This is a genomic window from Paenibacillus artemisiicola, from assembly GCF_017652985.1.
In the GTDB taxonomy this organism is placed as follows: Bacteria; Bacillota; Bacilli; order Paenibacillales; family Paenibacillaceae; genus Paenibacillus_Z; species Paenibacillus_Z artemisiicola.
Genome location: NZ_JAGGDJ010000006.1, coordinates 38,126 through 52,901, shown reverse-complemented (window position 1 = coordinate 52,901; position 14,776 = coordinate 38,126). Strand labels below are relative to the sequence as shown.

14 protein-coding genes are annotated in these 14,776 nt (G+C 62.7%); 4 read left to right on the top strand and 10 right to left on the bottom strand.

From position 1 onward, the window contains the following. Positions 1 to 48: 48 nt before the first annotated feature. The gene (locus tag I8J29_RS11845) at positions 49 to 843 is read right to left on the bottom strand and encodes a sugar phosphate isomerase/epimerase family protein (protein WP_208847824.1); all 795 of its coding nucleotides are present in this window, start codon (positions 841 to 843) and stop codon (positions 49 to 51) included. Positions 844 to 870: 27 nt separating this feature from the next. Further along, positions 871 to 1,638: a hypothetical protein gene (locus tag I8J29_RS11840; RefSeq protein ID WP_208847823.1), complete on the bottom strand. Its 768-nt coding sequence runs from the start codon at positions 1,636 to 1,638 to the stop codon at positions 871 to 873. Between the two features lie 367 nt (positions 1,639 to 2,005). Here I8J29_RS11840 and I8J29_RS11835 point away from each other — a divergent pair, with 367 nt between their 5' ends. The 3 genes from I8J29_RS11835 (at position 2,006) to I8J29_RS11825 (ending at position 5,839) form a co-directional block, all read left to right on the top strand. Further along, positions 2,006 to 3,838 (top strand): DEAD/DEAH box helicase, encoded by a 1,833-nt coding sequence (locus I8J29_RS11835; RefSeq protein WP_208847822.1) that lies wholly within the window; start codon positions 2,006 to 2,008, stop codon positions 3,836 to 3,838. Continuing rightward, entirely contained in the window at positions 3,835 to 4,770 is a 936-nt protein-coding gene (locus I8J29_RS11830) for a YqhG family protein (RefSeq protein ID WP_208847821.1), read from the top strand. The genes I8J29_RS11835 and I8J29_RS11830 overlap by 4 nt, the downstream gene beginning before the upstream one ends. 148 nt (positions 4,771 to 4,918) lie before the next feature. After that, on the top strand, positions 4,919 to 5,839 hold the full coding sequence (locus I8J29_RS11825; protein ID WP_208847820.1) for a hypothetical protein: 921 nt from the start codon (positions 4,919 to 4,921) through the stop codon (positions 5,837 to 5,839). 44 nt (positions 5,840 to 5,883) lie between these two features. Here the strand turns inward: I8J29_RS11825 and I8J29_RS11820 are convergent, their stop codons facing one another. Then, a complete protein-coding gene (locus I8J29_RS11820; RefSeq protein ID WP_208847819.1) occupies positions 5,884 to 6,072 on the bottom strand; it encodes a YqzE family protein in 189 nt (62 codons plus the stop codon). Between the two features lie 137 nt (positions 6,073 to 6,209). Between I8J29_RS11820 and I8J29_RS11815 the strand changes: the two genes are divergently transcribed. Then, entirely contained in the window at positions 6,210 to 6,977 is a 768-nt protein-coding gene (locus tag I8J29_RS11815) for an N-acetylmuramoyl-L-alanine amidase family protein (RefSeq protein ID WP_208847818.1), read from the top strand. Here I8J29_RS11815 and I8J29_RS11810 read toward each other — a convergent pair. From I8J29_RS11810 to I8J29_RS11780, 7 genes are all read right to left on the bottom strand, one after another. Further along, on the bottom strand, positions 6,945 to 7,769 hold the full coding sequence (locus tag I8J29_RS11810) for a divergent polysaccharide deacetylase family protein (RefSeq protein WP_208847817.1): 825 nt from the start codon (positions 7,767 to 7,769) through the stop codon (positions 6,945 to 6,947). The two genes, I8J29_RS11815 and I8J29_RS11810, sit on opposite strands and share 33 nt — an antisense overlap. A gap of 144 nt (positions 7,770 to 7,913) precedes the next feature. Next, the gene (locus I8J29_RS11805; RefSeq protein WP_208847816.1) at positions 7,914 to 8,330 is read right to left on the bottom strand and encodes an exosporium protein C; all 417 of its coding nucleotides are present in this window, start codon (positions 8,328 to 8,330) and stop codon (positions 7,914 to 7,916) included. A gap of 158 nt (positions 8,331 to 8,488) precedes the next feature. Continuing rightward, positions 8,489 to 9,130 (bottom strand): HAD family hydrolase, encoded by a 642-nt coding sequence (locus tag I8J29_RS11800; protein ID WP_338113135.1) that lies wholly within the window; start codon positions 9,128 to 9,130, stop codon positions 8,489 to 8,491. A gap of 33 nt (positions 9,131 to 9,163) precedes the next feature. Then, on the bottom strand, positions 9,164 to 10,966 hold the full coding sequence (locus I8J29_RS11795) for a right-handed parallel beta-helix repeat-containing protein (RefSeq protein WP_208847814.1): 1,803 nt from the start codon (positions 10,964 to 10,966) through the stop codon (positions 9,164 to 9,166). Between the two features lie 182 nt (positions 10,967 to 11,148). Then, positions 11,149 to 12,828, bottom strand: coding sequence for a type 2 periplasmic-binding domain-containing protein (locus I8J29_RS11790; RefSeq protein ID WP_208847813.1), 1,680 nt, complete (start codon positions 12,826 to 12,828; stop codon positions 11,149 to 11,151). A 52-nt stretch (positions 12,829 to 12,880) separates the two neighbouring features. Beyond that, positions 12,881 to 13,801: a carbohydrate ABC transporter permease gene (locus I8J29_RS11785; protein ID WP_208847812.1), complete on the bottom strand. Its 921-nt coding sequence runs from the start codon at positions 13,799 to 13,801 to the stop codon at positions 12,881 to 12,883. After that, entirely contained in the window at positions 13,802 to 14,710 is a 909-nt protein-coding gene (locus tag I8J29_RS11780; RefSeq protein ID WP_208847811.1) for an ABC transporter permease, read from the bottom strand. It abuts the gene before it with no gap. Between the last annotated feature and the right edge of the window lie 66 nt (positions 14,711 to 14,776).

The following is a 14,776-nucleotide window of genomic DNA, read 5'->3' as shown; positions in this document are numbered from 1 at the left end:
ATCGACGTGTTTTACTTTTATAGAATCTTCCGTTTAGGAGACGGCACGTCAACCTCCCTGAAGCCACTCGCGCCGCAGCCGTTCGACGGACGCGCGCAGCGCTTCTTCCGTCTTCACTTCGATGACGACGGACAGCCCGCGCGCCCGGGCGAACGCGAGCCGTTCGTTGATCGGGACCTCGCCCGTATACAGCGGCCGGTGATCCGAACCGTTCGCGCAATCGTGAAGATGCATATGGGCGATGCGATCGGCGTGCGCCATCAGGACGGGCATTTCCAGGTATCCGGTTCTTGCGTCGTGCCCGGCATCCCAAGTCAAGCGAAACGGCGCGAATCCGGCGAGCGCGTCGACGGCCTTCCGCACGAACGGCAGCTGGAAATTGCACGTATTCTCGAGGCACAGCGAGAGGCCGAGCGCGGACGCCCGTTCGTACATCGTCGCGAACGCCTCATGCAGCAGCGCGGCGTACTCGGCATCGTGCGCCTCATTGATCCAGGTCCTTCCGCCGGGCAGCGTGAAGTAGACCCCGTTGTGCACATGCATGTTCAACAGCCCGATGCCCGCGGCGGCCGCCCAGTCCATCGCGTCGAGGCAGCAGGCCAGATGCCCCCGCCTGATCGCCGCGTGAAACGACGCCGGCTCCAGCTCTTCCGGCAAATGCAGCGTAAAGCCGATCCCGGTCTCCCGGCTCATCCTTCGCACCAGCCCGGCGTCCAGCCTGTCCGGCATGCACAAGGGAAGATTCATGTTCAATTCGATAAAATCCAGCCCGAGCGCCGCGCAGAGCGCGGCGTTCTCCTCGAGCGTGCCGTATTCCAGGAGCGCCGGCATGCCCAGCTTCATCGCGTCCCCTCCGTCTCTCGTTTGGCCCTATTCGATTTCGATCGAGGCGGTTCCGTAAACGGCCAACGCTTGCTCGATGACCTGCCGGTCCATGCCCGTATGCAGGCGAATGCGTTCCACCCGATCCGCTTGCGAACGCATCGGCGCCTCCTCGGTCCGTCCGCGGTTCCCGCTCAGGAAGCTCGTGCCGTCGCCGAGATCCCAATGCAGCACTTCGGCCTCCGTATAGATCCGGCGCTCGACCAGCGGCTTGCGCAGCAGCCGCTGCGAGTATTCGCCCGCCGCCACTAAGGCGTCCGGCGCGATCGGACGCAGGTCGTACGCCTGCTCGCTCCGCTTGCCGTTCGGCCGCAGGTAGGCGACGTGCAGCCAGCTCTCCCGGACGGACAGCGCGACGCGCGCGCCGGACACGAACCCGGCGAGCGGTTCGTCCGTAAAGTCGCCGCTCTCCGCATCGATCAGTATCGGCTCGATCCATTGGTCGCCGAGATCGCATAGATAGGCGCGTCCCCGCTCGTCCAGCGCCGCGACCGCGACATGCGCGTTCGGCGTCAGCAGATCGTGGCCGACGGCGTAAGCCGGGATCCCCTCCCGCCGAAACGCGTCGATCAGCCACAGCGCGAGATCGAAGCAGTTGCCCGACGAACCGTACCGCTCGCGGTGCAGCCGCATCAGCTCGACGCTGCGCTGCTTGGGCTCGTTTCCCGACCGGAAGTGCCAGGCCTTGGTCAGCGTCTCCATCGGAAACGCGTCGAAGGCGTGCCAAACCGCCAAAAGATCGGACGAAGCTCTCATCGGCGCTCCCCCCCGGCTATTGCCGCGCCGTGCTCGGGTTGCTTCCTATTCAGCATGATGTTCATGTTTCGCGCATCCTCCCGTTCTATTAGCAGCAATCGGTTCCCAATTCCATAGGTGCCTTATTCGCGCCCGAACCTGCGAATTCCTTTTCGCTCGCGCGCCGCGGCGCCATCGGCCGGAATTCCGCGCAGGCGCCTCGGACATTTCATAGCCGAACGAGAATCGCGCCGCTCGGGCCGTCCGCAATCCGCCGATGCTCCTTTTCGCGGCGCGCCTTATGAATTCCCGTTTCGAGGGTCATACTAGCGACATACAGTTTCCGTTCATTTTGTCGGAATCTCACATGAAAGGAGTTCCGTTCTCCATGCAACCGGGTAACGATTCTGCCAAAACCGAGCCGCAGCCTCTCTCCGCCGCGAGCGTGACGGCGAAGCGCAAGCTGCATCCCAGCGTCGACCTGCATTTCGACCGCACCTGGCTTCACCAGCTTCAGGACCGGATGGACCGCAACGGCCCATGGGACGACTGGACGCTCTATCAGCTGGCCGTCGAAGCGGAGCAGTCCAAGCTGATCGGCAGCTTCGACGATCTGCAGTGCCTGCGCAGCCTGCCGGCGTTCGAGCCGATGCCCCACCAGATCAGCACCGCCCGCAAAGTGCTGCACGAAATGAGCGGCCGGGCGATTTTGGCCGACGAAGTCGGCCTCGGGAAGACGATCGAAGCGGGGCTCGTGCTCAAGGAATACATGGTCCGCGGACTCGTCAAGCGCGCGCTCGTGCTCGTGCCGGCCTCGCTCGTCCTGCAGTGGGTGCGGGAGCTGAACGCCAAATTCGGCATCGCCGCGGTCGCCCAGAAGAAGGAGCATTCCTGGGGCTACGACGTCGTCGTCGCGTCCATGGACACGGCCAAGCGCGATCCGCACCGCGACCGGCTGCTGAACCAGGATTACGACATGCTCATCATCGACGAGGCGCATAAGCTGAAGAACAAGAAGACGACCAACTATCAATTCGTCAACGCGATGCGCAAAAAATATTGCCTGCTGCTCACGGCGACGCCCGTGCAGAACGACCTCGACGAGCTCTATAACCTGATCACGCTGCTGAAGCCGGGCCAACTGGGCGGCCAGAGCGAATTCGCGGCGAATTTCGTGGTGGACAAGCGGCTGCCGAAGAACGAGGACCAGCTGCAGGAAGCGCTGCAGGCCGTCATGATCCGGAACCGCCGCGGGGACGGCGGCATCCACTTCACGAAGCGGATCGTCAAGAATATCCCGCTGCAGCTGTCGACGGAGGAACAGGCGCTCTACGACGCCGTAACCGCGTTCGTGAAAGAGCGCTACGAGGAGAATCAAGGCGACTGGACGAGCATGCTGTCGCTCGTGACGCTGCAGCGCGAAGTGTGCAGCAGCCGCGACGCGGTCTTCCTGACCCTCGTGAACATGTTCAAGAAGACGGCGGAGGATTCCCCGATTCGCGCGAAAATCTGGAAGCTTGTCGAAGTCATCCGCGGCATTACGGCCAATTCGAAGGCCGAGAAGGCGATGGAGCTCGTCCGCGCGATGAAGGAGAACGACAAGGTCATCATCTTCACGGAATACCGGGCGACCCAGGAGTATCTGCTGCAGTACTTCCGGTCCCACAACTTGGTGGCCGTCCCTTACCGCGGCGGCATGAACCGCGGCAAGAAGGATTGGATGATGGACCTGTTCCGCGGGCGCGCGCAGGTGCTCATCGCGACCGAAGCCGGCGGCGAAGGCATCAACCTGCAGTTCTGCCACCATATGATCAACTTCGACCTGCCGTGGAACCCGATGCGCGTCGAGCAGCGGATCGGCCGCGTGCACCGGCTCGGACAGACGAACGACGTGCAGATCTACAACCTGTGCACCGTCGGCACGATCGAGGAGCATATCGTCGGCCTGCTGCACGAGAAGATCAACCTGTTCGAGCTCGTCATCGGCGAGCTGGACCATATACTGGAGCGGTTCGAGAAGAACGAGACGCTGGAGCAGCGGCTGGCCCGGCTCGTGATGGAATCGGGCACGGACAAGGACGAGCTGCGGCGCGGCATCGACGAGCTGGGCGATTCGCTCAGCCGCATCCGGGACGAGGTCGAGTCGGAGGACACCGGCGAGCTCGGCGCGGTCGACGCCGTCCTGAACGCCGTCGGACAAACGATCGAGGTGAGACCATGAACGAACGCCAAATCCATAAGTTCGTGCAGCGGTACCTGGAGGCTACCGAGTGCCGGATCGTCGAAAAGTCGCCGGCGCACTTTCAGGTGAAGCTCTCGCCGCGCGCGGACCGCGACCTGACGAACCGGTCCTACTATTGGAGCTTCGTCGACCGCACCGGCGCCGAACCCGAGACGATGTCCATGCTGCTCGTGACGGACAAGAGCAAGTACGACGAGACCGCGGCGCCGCCGCCGGCGCCCAAGCCCGCCGCCGCGCAGGCGGCCGCGGACGCCGCGCTGGGCCGCTCCCTCGGGTACGTCCACGGCTCGCTTAACGCGAACGCGCGCGTGCCGAGGGAGGATCTCTATTTCGGTTCGCGCCGGCTGGAGCAGCTGTTCCAGTCCTCGCGGCAGAGCGGCAGCTACCTTTGCCTGTTCCAAGAGCCGGATAAGCGCAGCAGCCACCCCCTCCACTCCACTGCTTACAGCGCCTGGCTGGGGGTTAATATGAAGGTAGAGTTCCTGTGCGACATGAAGCGGGAGGAACTTCACTCCTTCGGCATCTCGCTCGCGACGGGCCAATGCGTGGAGCATTTCAACGACCGGCTGCTGCAGCACCGGATGACGCCGAAGCTGCCGCCGAACGTGCACACGGCCAAAAACGCCTTCACGCTCGCCAAGGCGGCCTCCATCGCGGAGCAGACGCTGGAGCGGAAGCTGCGGGGCTACGATTACGGCTGGGCGGACGCGGCCGCGCGCCGGCTGGACGACGAGCTCGGCACGATCCGGCATTATTACGAGCCGCTGATCGAAGGCGCCGACGAAGAGAAGCGGCCGGCCGTCGCGGAACAATACAACCGGCGCCAGGCGGAGATTCGCTGGCAGTACGAGCCGCGCGTCCAAGTCTCCGCCATAAACTGCGGCATTTTTTATTTGCAGGGCATCGGTTAGCGAAAATCCGGCAAAATTAGAAGCCGGCTTGTCCCGCTTCCCTGACAGGAACCAACACCTTCTCCGCGCGCGTTGCGCTACAATGGCGTTGTCAGGTACTGTCAGCCCTTCGTCAACCATTCTACAGAAACTGCAGGTGATGCCGTTTATGAACAAATGGACCGCGATGTTCGCCGCCGTCTTGGCGGCGATGCTGGCGCTGGGCGCCGGGTTCCCCGGACGGGCGGCCTCGGCCGCACCGACGGCTTCCGCCGCGTCCGCGCCGGCCGAATCGGCGCTGCGGCAGCATGTCCGGACGTGGACCGACGCGCTGTCGAAGCAGCCCGCCTTTCGTTCGTGGACGTCCGCCGAACGGACGATCGCCCCGCTCGGCCCCGGTACGCACGGCTGGCTCGTGACCTTCGCCGCCGCGGGCAAGCCGGTCGGCTATATGATCGTGAACGCGACGCCCGAGGGCGGATACCGGCTCGGCGAATACGGCGTCGGCGCGCATCCCGCCTTCTATCCCGTCACGCTGTATAACGCGCTGATCCGGCAAGGCCTGGTCGGCAGCTACGCCGAAATCGCCAAAAAGCCGCTCCGGCTGGAACGGCTTTATCTGTCTCCCGTGCTGGCGGCTTGGAAATGGTCGGCCTCCGGCGGCGAGACGTATTATTTGGACGCGTGGACCGGCGAGGCGATGCCCGTCGATGACGCGGCTTGGCAGAAGCAGTCGAAGCGGACGCCGGGTGCCATAACGACGGCCGGCAGCTCCGGCGCGCCGGAGCTGAGCAAGCTGACCGCCGTCAGGTCGAACCGCGCGTTCGATCCGTTCGAGCGCATGCCGTGGCTGACGAGCTCCCCGCTGTCCGCGAAGCAGGTGCAGGGGCTCGCCGGCATGCTGGACAAGCTTCAGCAAATCCGGTATACCGCCGAGCTGTTTAACGCCTCGGTGCTTCAGGTGCTCCCCGCGGTCGGCTATCACGGCTGGAACGGCGGCCCGCTCTACGTCGCTTTCGATCAGGCGTTTCCCGGCACCCGCTACGTTCCCGTGGACGCGCTCGACCGCGAAGGCCATTTTTATCGCTAGCCGGCACGGCCCGAAGCCGGTCAGCATCGCGGTTCCCAAGCTCGTTAATCCCGGGACGAACGCATCCATTGCGAGATCGCGAACCCGCCGAGCCCGAACCAGCGCGTCAGCCAAGGCTCTCTTGCGGCTTTGGCTTTTTTGCGGTTCTCCTTGCGCTGCGCCTGCGGCGTCTCCATGTAATCGACCACCCGGTCGGTCATATACCGGATATATTCCTCCGTCCGTTTCTCCATGCCGCGTGTCTCCCCTTCGCTTGATAATCGATCGTTTCATTCAACAGTGTCCCCGCGATCGATGCCTTTCAAACATGAATGAGTTCCCTTGGTCCGAGCCACGCTATGGATGATCATGTTGGCATAGGAGGATAACGATGCGCGAACGATTTTGCCGGCGTCGCCCGTTTCGCACGGGCTTGGCGCTATTAGCCGGCGCCGCTTTGCTGTGCTTCTGCAGCGCGGGAACGTCCCTGGCGGCGCCCGGGGAGTCCTGGGAGGAAGCCCCTTCGGCGCAATCCCTGCTCGACAGCCAGCTGCCGACCGACTACAGCCGCGCCCTTCCGACGGCGCAGGTACTGATCGACGTCGGCCACGGCGGCATCGACGGCGGCGCCCACCACGAGCATATATTGGAGAAAGACATCAACCTGGCGGTCGCCAAAAAAGTGTACGCCATGCTGCAAGCCCAAGGCATCCGGACCGTCTTGAACCGGAACGGCGACTACGCGCTCAGCGACGATAACCGCTGGAACGGGAGAGCCTCGCGGCATCGCCGGGATCTGTCCCAGCGCAGCCAGCTGACCAAAGAAATCAACACGCAAATCTTGGTCAGCATTCACGTCAACTGGGCGCCGGACCGGACGGAGTACGGGCCGCTCGTGCTGCATCAGAATGAAGGCGAGAGCGCGCTGCTCGCCTTCTGCATTCAGGATGCGCTGAACCGCCGGCAGAACACGCGCGGGCTTCCCCGCGTCGGCAAGCCGTTTTACCTGCTCAACGTCGTCAAGCAGCCGGCCGTCATCGTGGAAATGGGCTTCATCAGCCACGAAGGCGACCGGCTCATGCTGACGAGTCCGGACAAACAAACCGAGCTTGCCGCCGCCATCGCGTCAGGAGTGCGGAACTATATCCTGCTCCGCTGACGGGCCGAGCATGTCGCTCAGCCGGACGAACCGCGCGCTGCCCTGCAGGCGCGGGATCGCGTCCTTCAACGCGGCGGCGGTCAGCTTGCCCGGCGGTCCGACGTGGCCGATCGTCACGCAGCTGGCGTTGCTCTCCAGATGCTTGCGCAGCAGGCCGATCTGTTTCATGATATGGCTCGTCGAGTAAACGTCGTCGAGAAACACGTGATTGGACAGAAGCGGCACGCCGAGCTCGGCGGCGAGCTTGGGCACGACCGTTTTGTACGTCGTCCGGCTGTCGAGGAAAAACAACCCCCGCTCCTTCACGACGGTCAGCACGACGCGCATGACCCGTTCGTCGGCCGTGACCTTGGAGCCCATGTGATTGTTCATGCCCACCGCATAGGGCACGTCGTCGATCGCCGCCTCCACCCGCTTGCGGATTTCGGCATCGTCCATCGCCGTCGTGATGGCGCCCGGTCCGAGCCATTCGGGCTTGCCCTTTACCGGCTCCATCGGCATGTGCACGATCACGTCGTCGCCCAGCTTGTGCGCGAGCTCCGCGTCCTGCTTCGTCGTCGGCATGAACGGCATGATCGCCGTCGTGAACGGCACGGGCAGCTTCATCATCTCCGGCGTCCCCGTCATGCCGTTGCCGAAATCGTCGATGACGATCGCGACCTGGCGCTGGCCGGCGGACGCGTCCGTTCCTTCCGCGGCCGCGCGCTCCGATGGCGCGTTCCACGGGCATAGCGAGAGCGAGAGCCCCAGCGCCGCCGCCGTTAGCGCCGTCCGGCATCGTTTCTTCTTCATCTCTAATCCCTTCTTTCCGCTGCATCGGTTACATTGTTTGTGGAAAGAGGAAAAATTATGTACGAAAAGGACGAGCAGCGGGGCTGCTCGTCCTTTCTGCGGGTTTGCGGCGCTACGCCGCCGCAAGGATGCGCGAACGATCGGTTAGACCGCGTAAACGGCCGCGCTGACGTTCATCGGACCGATGATTTGGCCCGTCGTGCCCGGCTGCAGGTTTTCCACGTAGAACGTGTATGCATGCGCGCCGGCCGGGACGTTGATGTCGATGACTTGGAACGTGGCGATGCCGTAATGCTCGAAGCCGGATTCAAAGCCTTGTTCGGCATAGTAGATTTCCTGGTTGTCGCGGAAAACGCGGAACAGGAATCTCGGAATGCCGAACGTGCCTTGTCCGCCGAACGTCGCGACCAATTGAACGCGGTTGTTGAGCGCGTATTGCGGCAGGACGAAGATGCCGAGCTGCGACAGGATCGCTTTGTTCGGCGTGAGCGGCAGCGCGATCGCGACTTGGTTCGTGACGACGGCGGGAACGCTGACGTTGTAGTCGATTAATTGTGCCATGGAGATAGTCAACTCCTTTCCTACCAGATGCTTCCATTCTATGAAAACGGAAATGCGTTGGTATGGACGAGTTTCTATCCCGGGGCGGATTTTTTACGTTTGGGGTTATCGTTTCGTTTCTCAGCGTAATGACGGCAGCGAATTTCTACTTGGGAAGATCAATAAAACGGCACGTTGCCGGCGCGAAGCCGCTCGTCCAGCCGATCCGCGAGCTCCAGGAATTCCAGCGGCTCGCGGATCGTATACGCCGGGCGCTCGCTCTCGTCGGCCGGCTCGTGCGGGTACCGCGTCGTCCAGCTCTGGAAGACGCTCACGATGCCGAGCGCGTTGGCCCCTTTAACATCGCGGCTCAGGTTGTTTCCGACCATGACGATGCGGCCGAAGTCGGCCTCGTTCAGTTCCAGCGCGCCGGCCGCCGCCCGGAACATGCGCGGGCTGGGCTTGACGGCCTTGATCGTCTCCGAATAGATCATCGTCGCGAAGTAGTCGTACAGGCCGAGCCGTTTGTACATATTCTTGAACGACTGCGCGTCGCCGTCGGCGACGAGCGCCAGCGTGTAGCCCCGCTCGTACAGCGTCTTCACCATCACGTCGGCGCCGGGAATGACCTCGGCGGTGACGACGATGCCCTCCTCGTCGCGAATTTCCGTCGATTCGTCGATGATCGTATCCCCGCTGTCGAGGAAAATGATCAGTTTGCGTTCGCTATTCATTGTTGCGCTCCTCTCTCCTTTTGCACGTTCCGTTCGATTGCTACTTGATTCGATTGCTACTTGATTCGATTGCCGATTGATTGCCATTTGAACGGCTCAACTTGCCGCGCCGCCCGCCGGTCAGTCCCGCGCCTCGACGCGAAGCCGCTGGCCCTCGCCCATCCGCAAGCCGTCCGGCGCCATCCGCTTCAATGCGGCGACGTTCGCCGGCATGCCGCCTTCGGCAAAGGCGTTGCCTTCGATGGCGGCGCCGCTGCAGGCGTCGAGCCGAATCAGGCTCGCGGCCGCCGGCGCGCCGTCCTCCGCGGCCCCTTCCGCCGGTACGACCTCGTTGTTCGCGAACCGCAGCCCGCGGACGCTCTTCGCGACCAACGCCGCCGCCAAGCTCGTCTCGATGCGGTTGCCCTCGATGACGATGCCTTCATGCACCGGCCGGGCGGCGTCGGCGACGCGGTTCTCCGGCGCGATGAAGATGACGGGATGCTCCGAGCTGCCGCACGCGGCGAACCGGTTGCCCCGGATCGTCAGGTCCCGGACCGGCCCGGACTCGAACCAGCTCTCCGCGTCGTCGGCGACGAACACGCCGCTCATCGTCGTGCCGTCGAAGACGTTGTCTTCGATGACTGTCTTGCGCCGGGTCGTCACGAGCACGCCCCGCGTCGGAATGCGGGCGAAATAATTGCCCCGCACGCGCAGCTCCGGGTTCCACGTGACGTTCTCGACCGCGTCCCCCGGCTCGGCGCCCGCCGGCGCATCCGCGTCCAGCGTCAGCAGCCAGTCGCGCGGACTGACGGCTTCGACGGCGAGAACCTTGCCCGAGGCGTACGGAAGAAGCGTCTCGCGCTTGACGAACGCGATCTCGTCGCCGGGGAAGAAGGCTTGGAAGCCGTACGTCTGGGGATGCATGAAGCGCAGCAGCACGCGGTTCGCCTCCGGCATGCCGACTAGCTGCAGATGCGTGCCGTGGACATTGATCGGATCGTCGTGGCCGCCGACGAACCGGCAGCCTTCGATCTCGACCCGGCCGCGGCAGCCTGAGACGTGGATGAAGTCGGCGAACGCCGTCACCGTCCGGCCCGTCTCCGGCCGCGGCGAGAAGTCCAGCTCCGCGAAGCGCAGATCTTCGCTGTACTGGCAGACGACGCCGAGGCCGTGCATGAAGTGAATGCCGCCGTCGGCGAACCGGATATTCCGGCTGCGGCGAATGAAGACGCCGACCTGGTCGCGCAGACCGTCGCGCACCTGCAGGACGCGGCCTGCCGGTTCGCTAGGCGCGCCGCCCAGACGGAAGCGGAGCCGCATCGGCGCCAGCTCCTCGGCGAGCGCCGCTTCGCCGAGATTGTCGATGCGCCACGTCCGGTTGCGGACCGGGTCGAACGCCTGCATCGGGCCGGCGTTGAAGCGCCAGCCGTCGCCGGTCCAATGCACCTTCCCGTCCTGCACCTCGTACCGGGAATCGGGATGCACCTCGACGTCCATATAGTCCGTCCCGGCGGCCGTCACCGTCATCTCCGCCACCGTCGGGCGGGCGTAATCGAGATGCAGATTGCGGATCTCGACGTCGTCGCAGCCGTCCAGCGCGAGCATGGTGACCCGCCCGTGGAACAGGAAGAGCGAGCCTTGCCCGTCCAGCGTCAGCCGCTCGATCCCCTTCAGCAGAATCGCGATCGTCTTCGTGACGTCGGGATTCTCCTCCTCGCTGGCCGTGTTCGTAATGTAATACGGTTCCCGGGCAGCCTCGTCCGGATAGAAATCGTACCTCCCCTGCGGAATTTCCAGCAACGCCGGCCCGTCATGCTTCCCCGCCGCTTCGATCGCCCGCCGCATGGCAGGCAGCGCGTCGCGGCCCGAATCGGGCTCCGCGCCGTAATCCGTCAGCCGGAAGCGCGCGATTCCTCCCGTAACCTCGTATGCGGTCTCCATCGTCTTCCTCCTCTTCATCTCCTCGCCGAGATAGGTTAAGCGCTTAACCTACCATACAACGAAACGGCCGCCGGTTCAATATCGAATTCTGTTCCGGACAGCCAGAAAGGCGGCTAAGCGCCGCCTTTCTTGGGTTTCTCTTCAATCAGGAAGGCGGCTTGCCGATGTGCCGCGCGGCCGGCTTATTTGCCGAGCTTCGCCATCTCTTCCGTCACTTCTTTGATCGCGTCCTGCAGCCCTTTGCCGTCGTAGCCCTTTTGGGCGTCGTGCAGCATTTTTACCGGATCGTCCTTGCCGAGCACGATGCGGGTGAAGTCTTCGTCGAAGTTGATCGTCGACAGCTTATCCTTGGCCGGCGTGGACATCGAGAAGATATCGAACGCCGTCGGGATCGGCTTGGCGTTGTCCATCTGCCATTTCAGCTCGTTCTGGATGAAGTCGACGACGCCGTCTCCCAGCGCGGCGCGGTTCGCCGGGCTGTCCTCCAGGGTGCTTGCGTTGCGCCATGCCGCCAATTGCGAAATGATATCGTACGAAGGATATTCTTTATTCAGGGCGACGTAGGCGTCGCCTTCCTTCGGACGGGTAATCGTGATCGTGCCGCTCGCGTCCTTCGTGTAATCCTTGCCTTCGATGCCGTAGTCGAACGTTTCCTTCGCTTCCGGCGACAGCAGCCAGTCGTAGATGCTCAGGATGCGGTCGAATTTCGCGTCGTCGACGTCCGCGTTGATCATCGTCTCGGACCAGAACGACTGCGTCGTGTGACGGTAGATCGTTCCGTCCGCTGACGGCCACAGGTGCAGGATCTTCACGTTGTCGAAGAAGTTTTTGCCCGGATTCGCTTTTTCCCACTCCGCTTTGACGCCGTTCGGGCCGCTGACGGAGTTGGACGCGAGCGCCAGCGCGCCCGCTTTGCCCTGATAGAATTTCTGGTTCGCTTCGCCGGCTTTCTCGACCGCGAAGTCCGGATCGAGGCCGCCGTCCGCGTACAGCTGACGGGCTTGGACCATGACTTGGTCCATTTGCTTGGAGGCGTAGTACGGCACCCATTTGCCGTCTTCCTTCACCCAGCTGCTATTGTCGAACTGCGGGAACGTCGGCATGAAGACGCCTTTGAAGTAGCCGAGCGTGTTCATGACGATCCCCGTCGTATCGTTCTTGCCGTTGCCGTCGGGATCCTTGTCCGCGAACGCTTTCATCATCGCGTCGAAATCCGCGAAGCTCTTCGGATCCTGCAGGCCGAGCTTATCCATCCAGTCCTTGCGCACGTAGATGGCGCGGTCCACCGCCCACATGTCCGTGTTCGGGTACGTCATCCGCGGAATGGCGTACAGCTTGCCGTCGCGATAGACGCCCTGCACGTCTTGAGCCTTCGCGACCTTCTCGAGGTTCGGATAGCTGCTCAGGTCGTCCGGAAGCGCATGCACGAGTCCTTGGCTGACCCATTGATTGTACGTCGCCGGGTTGTCGTTCACGATGCTGTTCGTGATGACGTCCGGCAGCTGGCCGGCCGCGGACCACACTTGGTTCTTCTCTTTGTAGTTGTCCCAGCCGATGTCGACCGGATTCAGCGTGACGTTGAAATCCTTTTCGATCTTTTGCTGCAGCTCGTCATGCTGCTGGAAGCCGACGCCGATGCCCCACCAGGACAGGGAAATGTCCAAATGATCCTTATACGGGTTGTCTGCGGTCTGTCCGTTCGTAGCCGTATTCGCCGGCGCGCCGCCGCCGTTGTCCGATGCCGCGGGCGCGTTGTTCGCGCCGTCGTTGGCAGCGTCGTTCGCGTTGCCGCAGCCCGCGACCGCCGCGACGAGCGCCGCCGCGACGACCGCGTTCATGCCGATCCGTTTTGCTTTGTTCATCGTCTCTATCCCCTTGTCTGCTATGATTTTATAATAAAAGCTCTCGCTCTTACTATCCCTTGATGGATCCGATCATAACGCCCTTCGCGAAATATTTTTGGAGAAACGGGTAGAGGCAGGCGATCGGAAGGGTGCTGACGACGAGCACGGCCATCTTGAGCATTTCCGGCTGCAGGCCGGAATCCCCGACGCGGACGCTCGTCGTGATGCTCGAGAGCACCTGCTGATAGTTGGTCAGCAGCTCCCGCAGCAGCGCCTGGAGCGGCAGCAGGTTGACGTTGGTCATGAACAGGACGCCGTACCACCATTCGTTCCAGCGGTCGACCGCGTAGAACAGCGTGATCGTGGCGATCATCGGCATCGAGATCGGCACGACGATTTTGTACAGGACCTGCAGATCGTTGGCCCCGTCGATCTTCGCCGATTCCTCGACGCCCGCCGGCAGCGTCCGGAAGAAGGCGATGCAGATGATCATGTAGAACGTGTTGACCGCGACCGGCAGCACCATGACCAGCAGGTTGTTGATCAGGTGGAAGTTTTTCATCGTCAGGTAGAACGGAATGAGCCCGCCGTTGAAAAACATGGTGAAGACGATGCCGCTCATGACGATCTTCCGTCCCGGGAATCCCGACTTCGACAGCACGTAGGCGCCGGTCACCGTGACGAGCATGTTGACCGCGGTCCCGACGCCGGTAACGAACAGCGTGACCAGCAGCGCCTTGAAGAAACGCGGCTCATGCAGGATGTAGCTGTAGGCCGACAGGTCGAAGACGGTGGGAACGAGATAGACGAGCTGCTTCGAGACCGCCACCGTGTTGCTGAACGACATGAGGACGACGTTGTAGAACGGCAGCAGGGTCGCGATCGTGAGCACGAAGAGCACCGCGTGGATGATCAGGTCGGCGACGCTCGTTTTTTTGCCGCGTCTGCCCGGGCTTTGCCGGACCGCGGCGGATGTCGTTGCGGTTTCCATTTACACGAGTCCCTCCCCGCCGAGTCGTTTGACGATGTAATTGGCCAGATAGAGCAGGCCGAAGTTCAGCACCGCCTTGAACAGGCCGACCGCCGTCGTGACCCCGAAGCTGAGGCCGTCCGCGAACGCCGAGCGGTACGTATACGTGTCGATGATGTCGCCGGTCGAATAGACGCCCGGATTGTACAGGTTGAAGATTTGGTCGAACCCGCCGTTCATCGCGTTGCCGACGGCCAGGATCAGCAGGATCGCCGCCGTGCCGCGAATCGAAGGCCACGTGACCGACTTCAGCTGCTGGAACCGTCCCGCGCCGTCGACGTAAGCGGCTTCGTACAGCTCCGGATTGATGCCGGCGATCGCCGCCAGATAGATGATCGCGCTCCAGCCGACTTCCTTCCAGATGTTCGAGAGGAACACGATCGCCCGGAACAGCCCGGGATCGGTCAGGAACGTCACCTTGTGGAAGCCGAGCGAGGCGATGATCTGATTCAGCACGCCGGTGTTGCCCAGGAAGTTGAACATGATGCCGCTGATGATGACCCAAGAGATGAAGTGCGGGAACGTATAGACGGTTTGATAAAATTTCTTCAGCTTCTCCCGCGCCACTTCGTTGATCAGGAGCGCCAGCACGATCGCGATCGGATACTCGAACACGATCCGGCCGCAGCTGATATAGAGCGTGTTCCAGAACGCGCGCCAAAAATCGCTCTGCGCGATCAGCTCCTTGAAATTGTCCAATCCGACCCACGGGCTCCGCAGGATGCCCTCCCGGATGTGAAACTCCTTGAACGCGAGCAGCACGCCGTACATCGGCACGTACTGGAACAAGACGTAGAAGAGCACGGTAGGAAGGAGCAGCAGATACAGGTAGCGGTGTTTGTACAGGTCCTTCCCGATTGTTTTTCCCATTGCGATCCTCCTCGTAAGCGTTGCCAACCCAACTGTCCCCATTATCGCGCCGATCGCCCGGCTCGG

Bases quoted from the DNA above. Each gene is read 5' to 3' on its own strand.
- I8J29_RS11845 (WP_208847824.1), bottom strand. From the start codon at position 843: ATGAAGCTGGGCATGCCGGCGCTCCTGGAATACGGCACGCTCGAGGAG.
- I8J29_RS11840 (WP_208847823.1), bottom strand. From the start codon at position 1,638: ATGAGAGCTTCGTCCGATCTTTTGGCGGTTTGGCACGCCTTCGACGCG.
- I8J29_RS11835 (WP_208847822.1), top strand. From the start codon at position 2,006: ATGCAACCGGGTAACGATTCTGCCAAAACCGAGCCGCAGCCTCTCTCC.
- I8J29_RS11830 (WP_208847821.1), top strand. From the start codon at position 3,835: ATGAACGAACGCCAAATCCATAAGTTCGTGCAGCGGTACCTGGAGGCT.
- I8J29_RS11825 (WP_208847820.1), top strand. From the start codon at position 4,919: ATGAACAAATGGACCGCGATGTTCGCCGCCGTCTTGGCGGCGATGCTG.
- I8J29_RS11820 (WP_208847819.1), bottom strand. From the start codon at position 6,072: ATGGAGAAACGGACGGAGGAATATATCCGGTATATGACCGACCGGGTG.
- I8J29_RS11815 (WP_208847818.1), top strand. From the start codon at position 6,210: ATGCGCGAACGATTTTGCCGGCGTCGCCCGTTTCGCACGGGCTTGGCG.
- I8J29_RS11810 (WP_208847817.1), bottom strand. From the start codon at position 7,769: ATGAAGAAGAAACGATGCCGGACGGCGCTAACGGCGGCGGCGCTGGGG.
- I8J29_RS11805 (WP_208847816.1), bottom strand. From the start codon at position 8,330: ATGGCACAATTAATCGACTACAACGTCAGCGTTCCCGCCGTCGTCACG.
- I8J29_RS11800 (WP_338113135.1), bottom strand. From the start codon at position 9,130: ATGGCAATCAATCGGCAATCGAATCAAGTAGCAATCGAATCAAGTAGC.
- I8J29_RS11795 (WP_208847814.1), bottom strand. From the start codon at position 10,966: ATGGAGACCGCATACGAGGTTACGGGAGGAATCGCGCGCTTCCGGCTG.
- I8J29_RS11790 (WP_208847813.1), bottom strand. From the start codon at position 12,828: ATGAACAAAGCAAAACGGATCGGCATGAACGCGGTCGTCGCGGCGGCG.
- I8J29_RS11785 (WP_208847812.1), bottom strand. From the start codon at position 13,801: ATGGAAACCGCAACGACATCCGCCGCGGTCCGGCAAAGCCCGGGCAGA.
- I8J29_RS11780 (WP_208847811.1), bottom strand. From the start codon at position 14,710: ATGGGAAAAACAATCGGGAAGGACCTGTACAAACACCGCTACCTGTAT.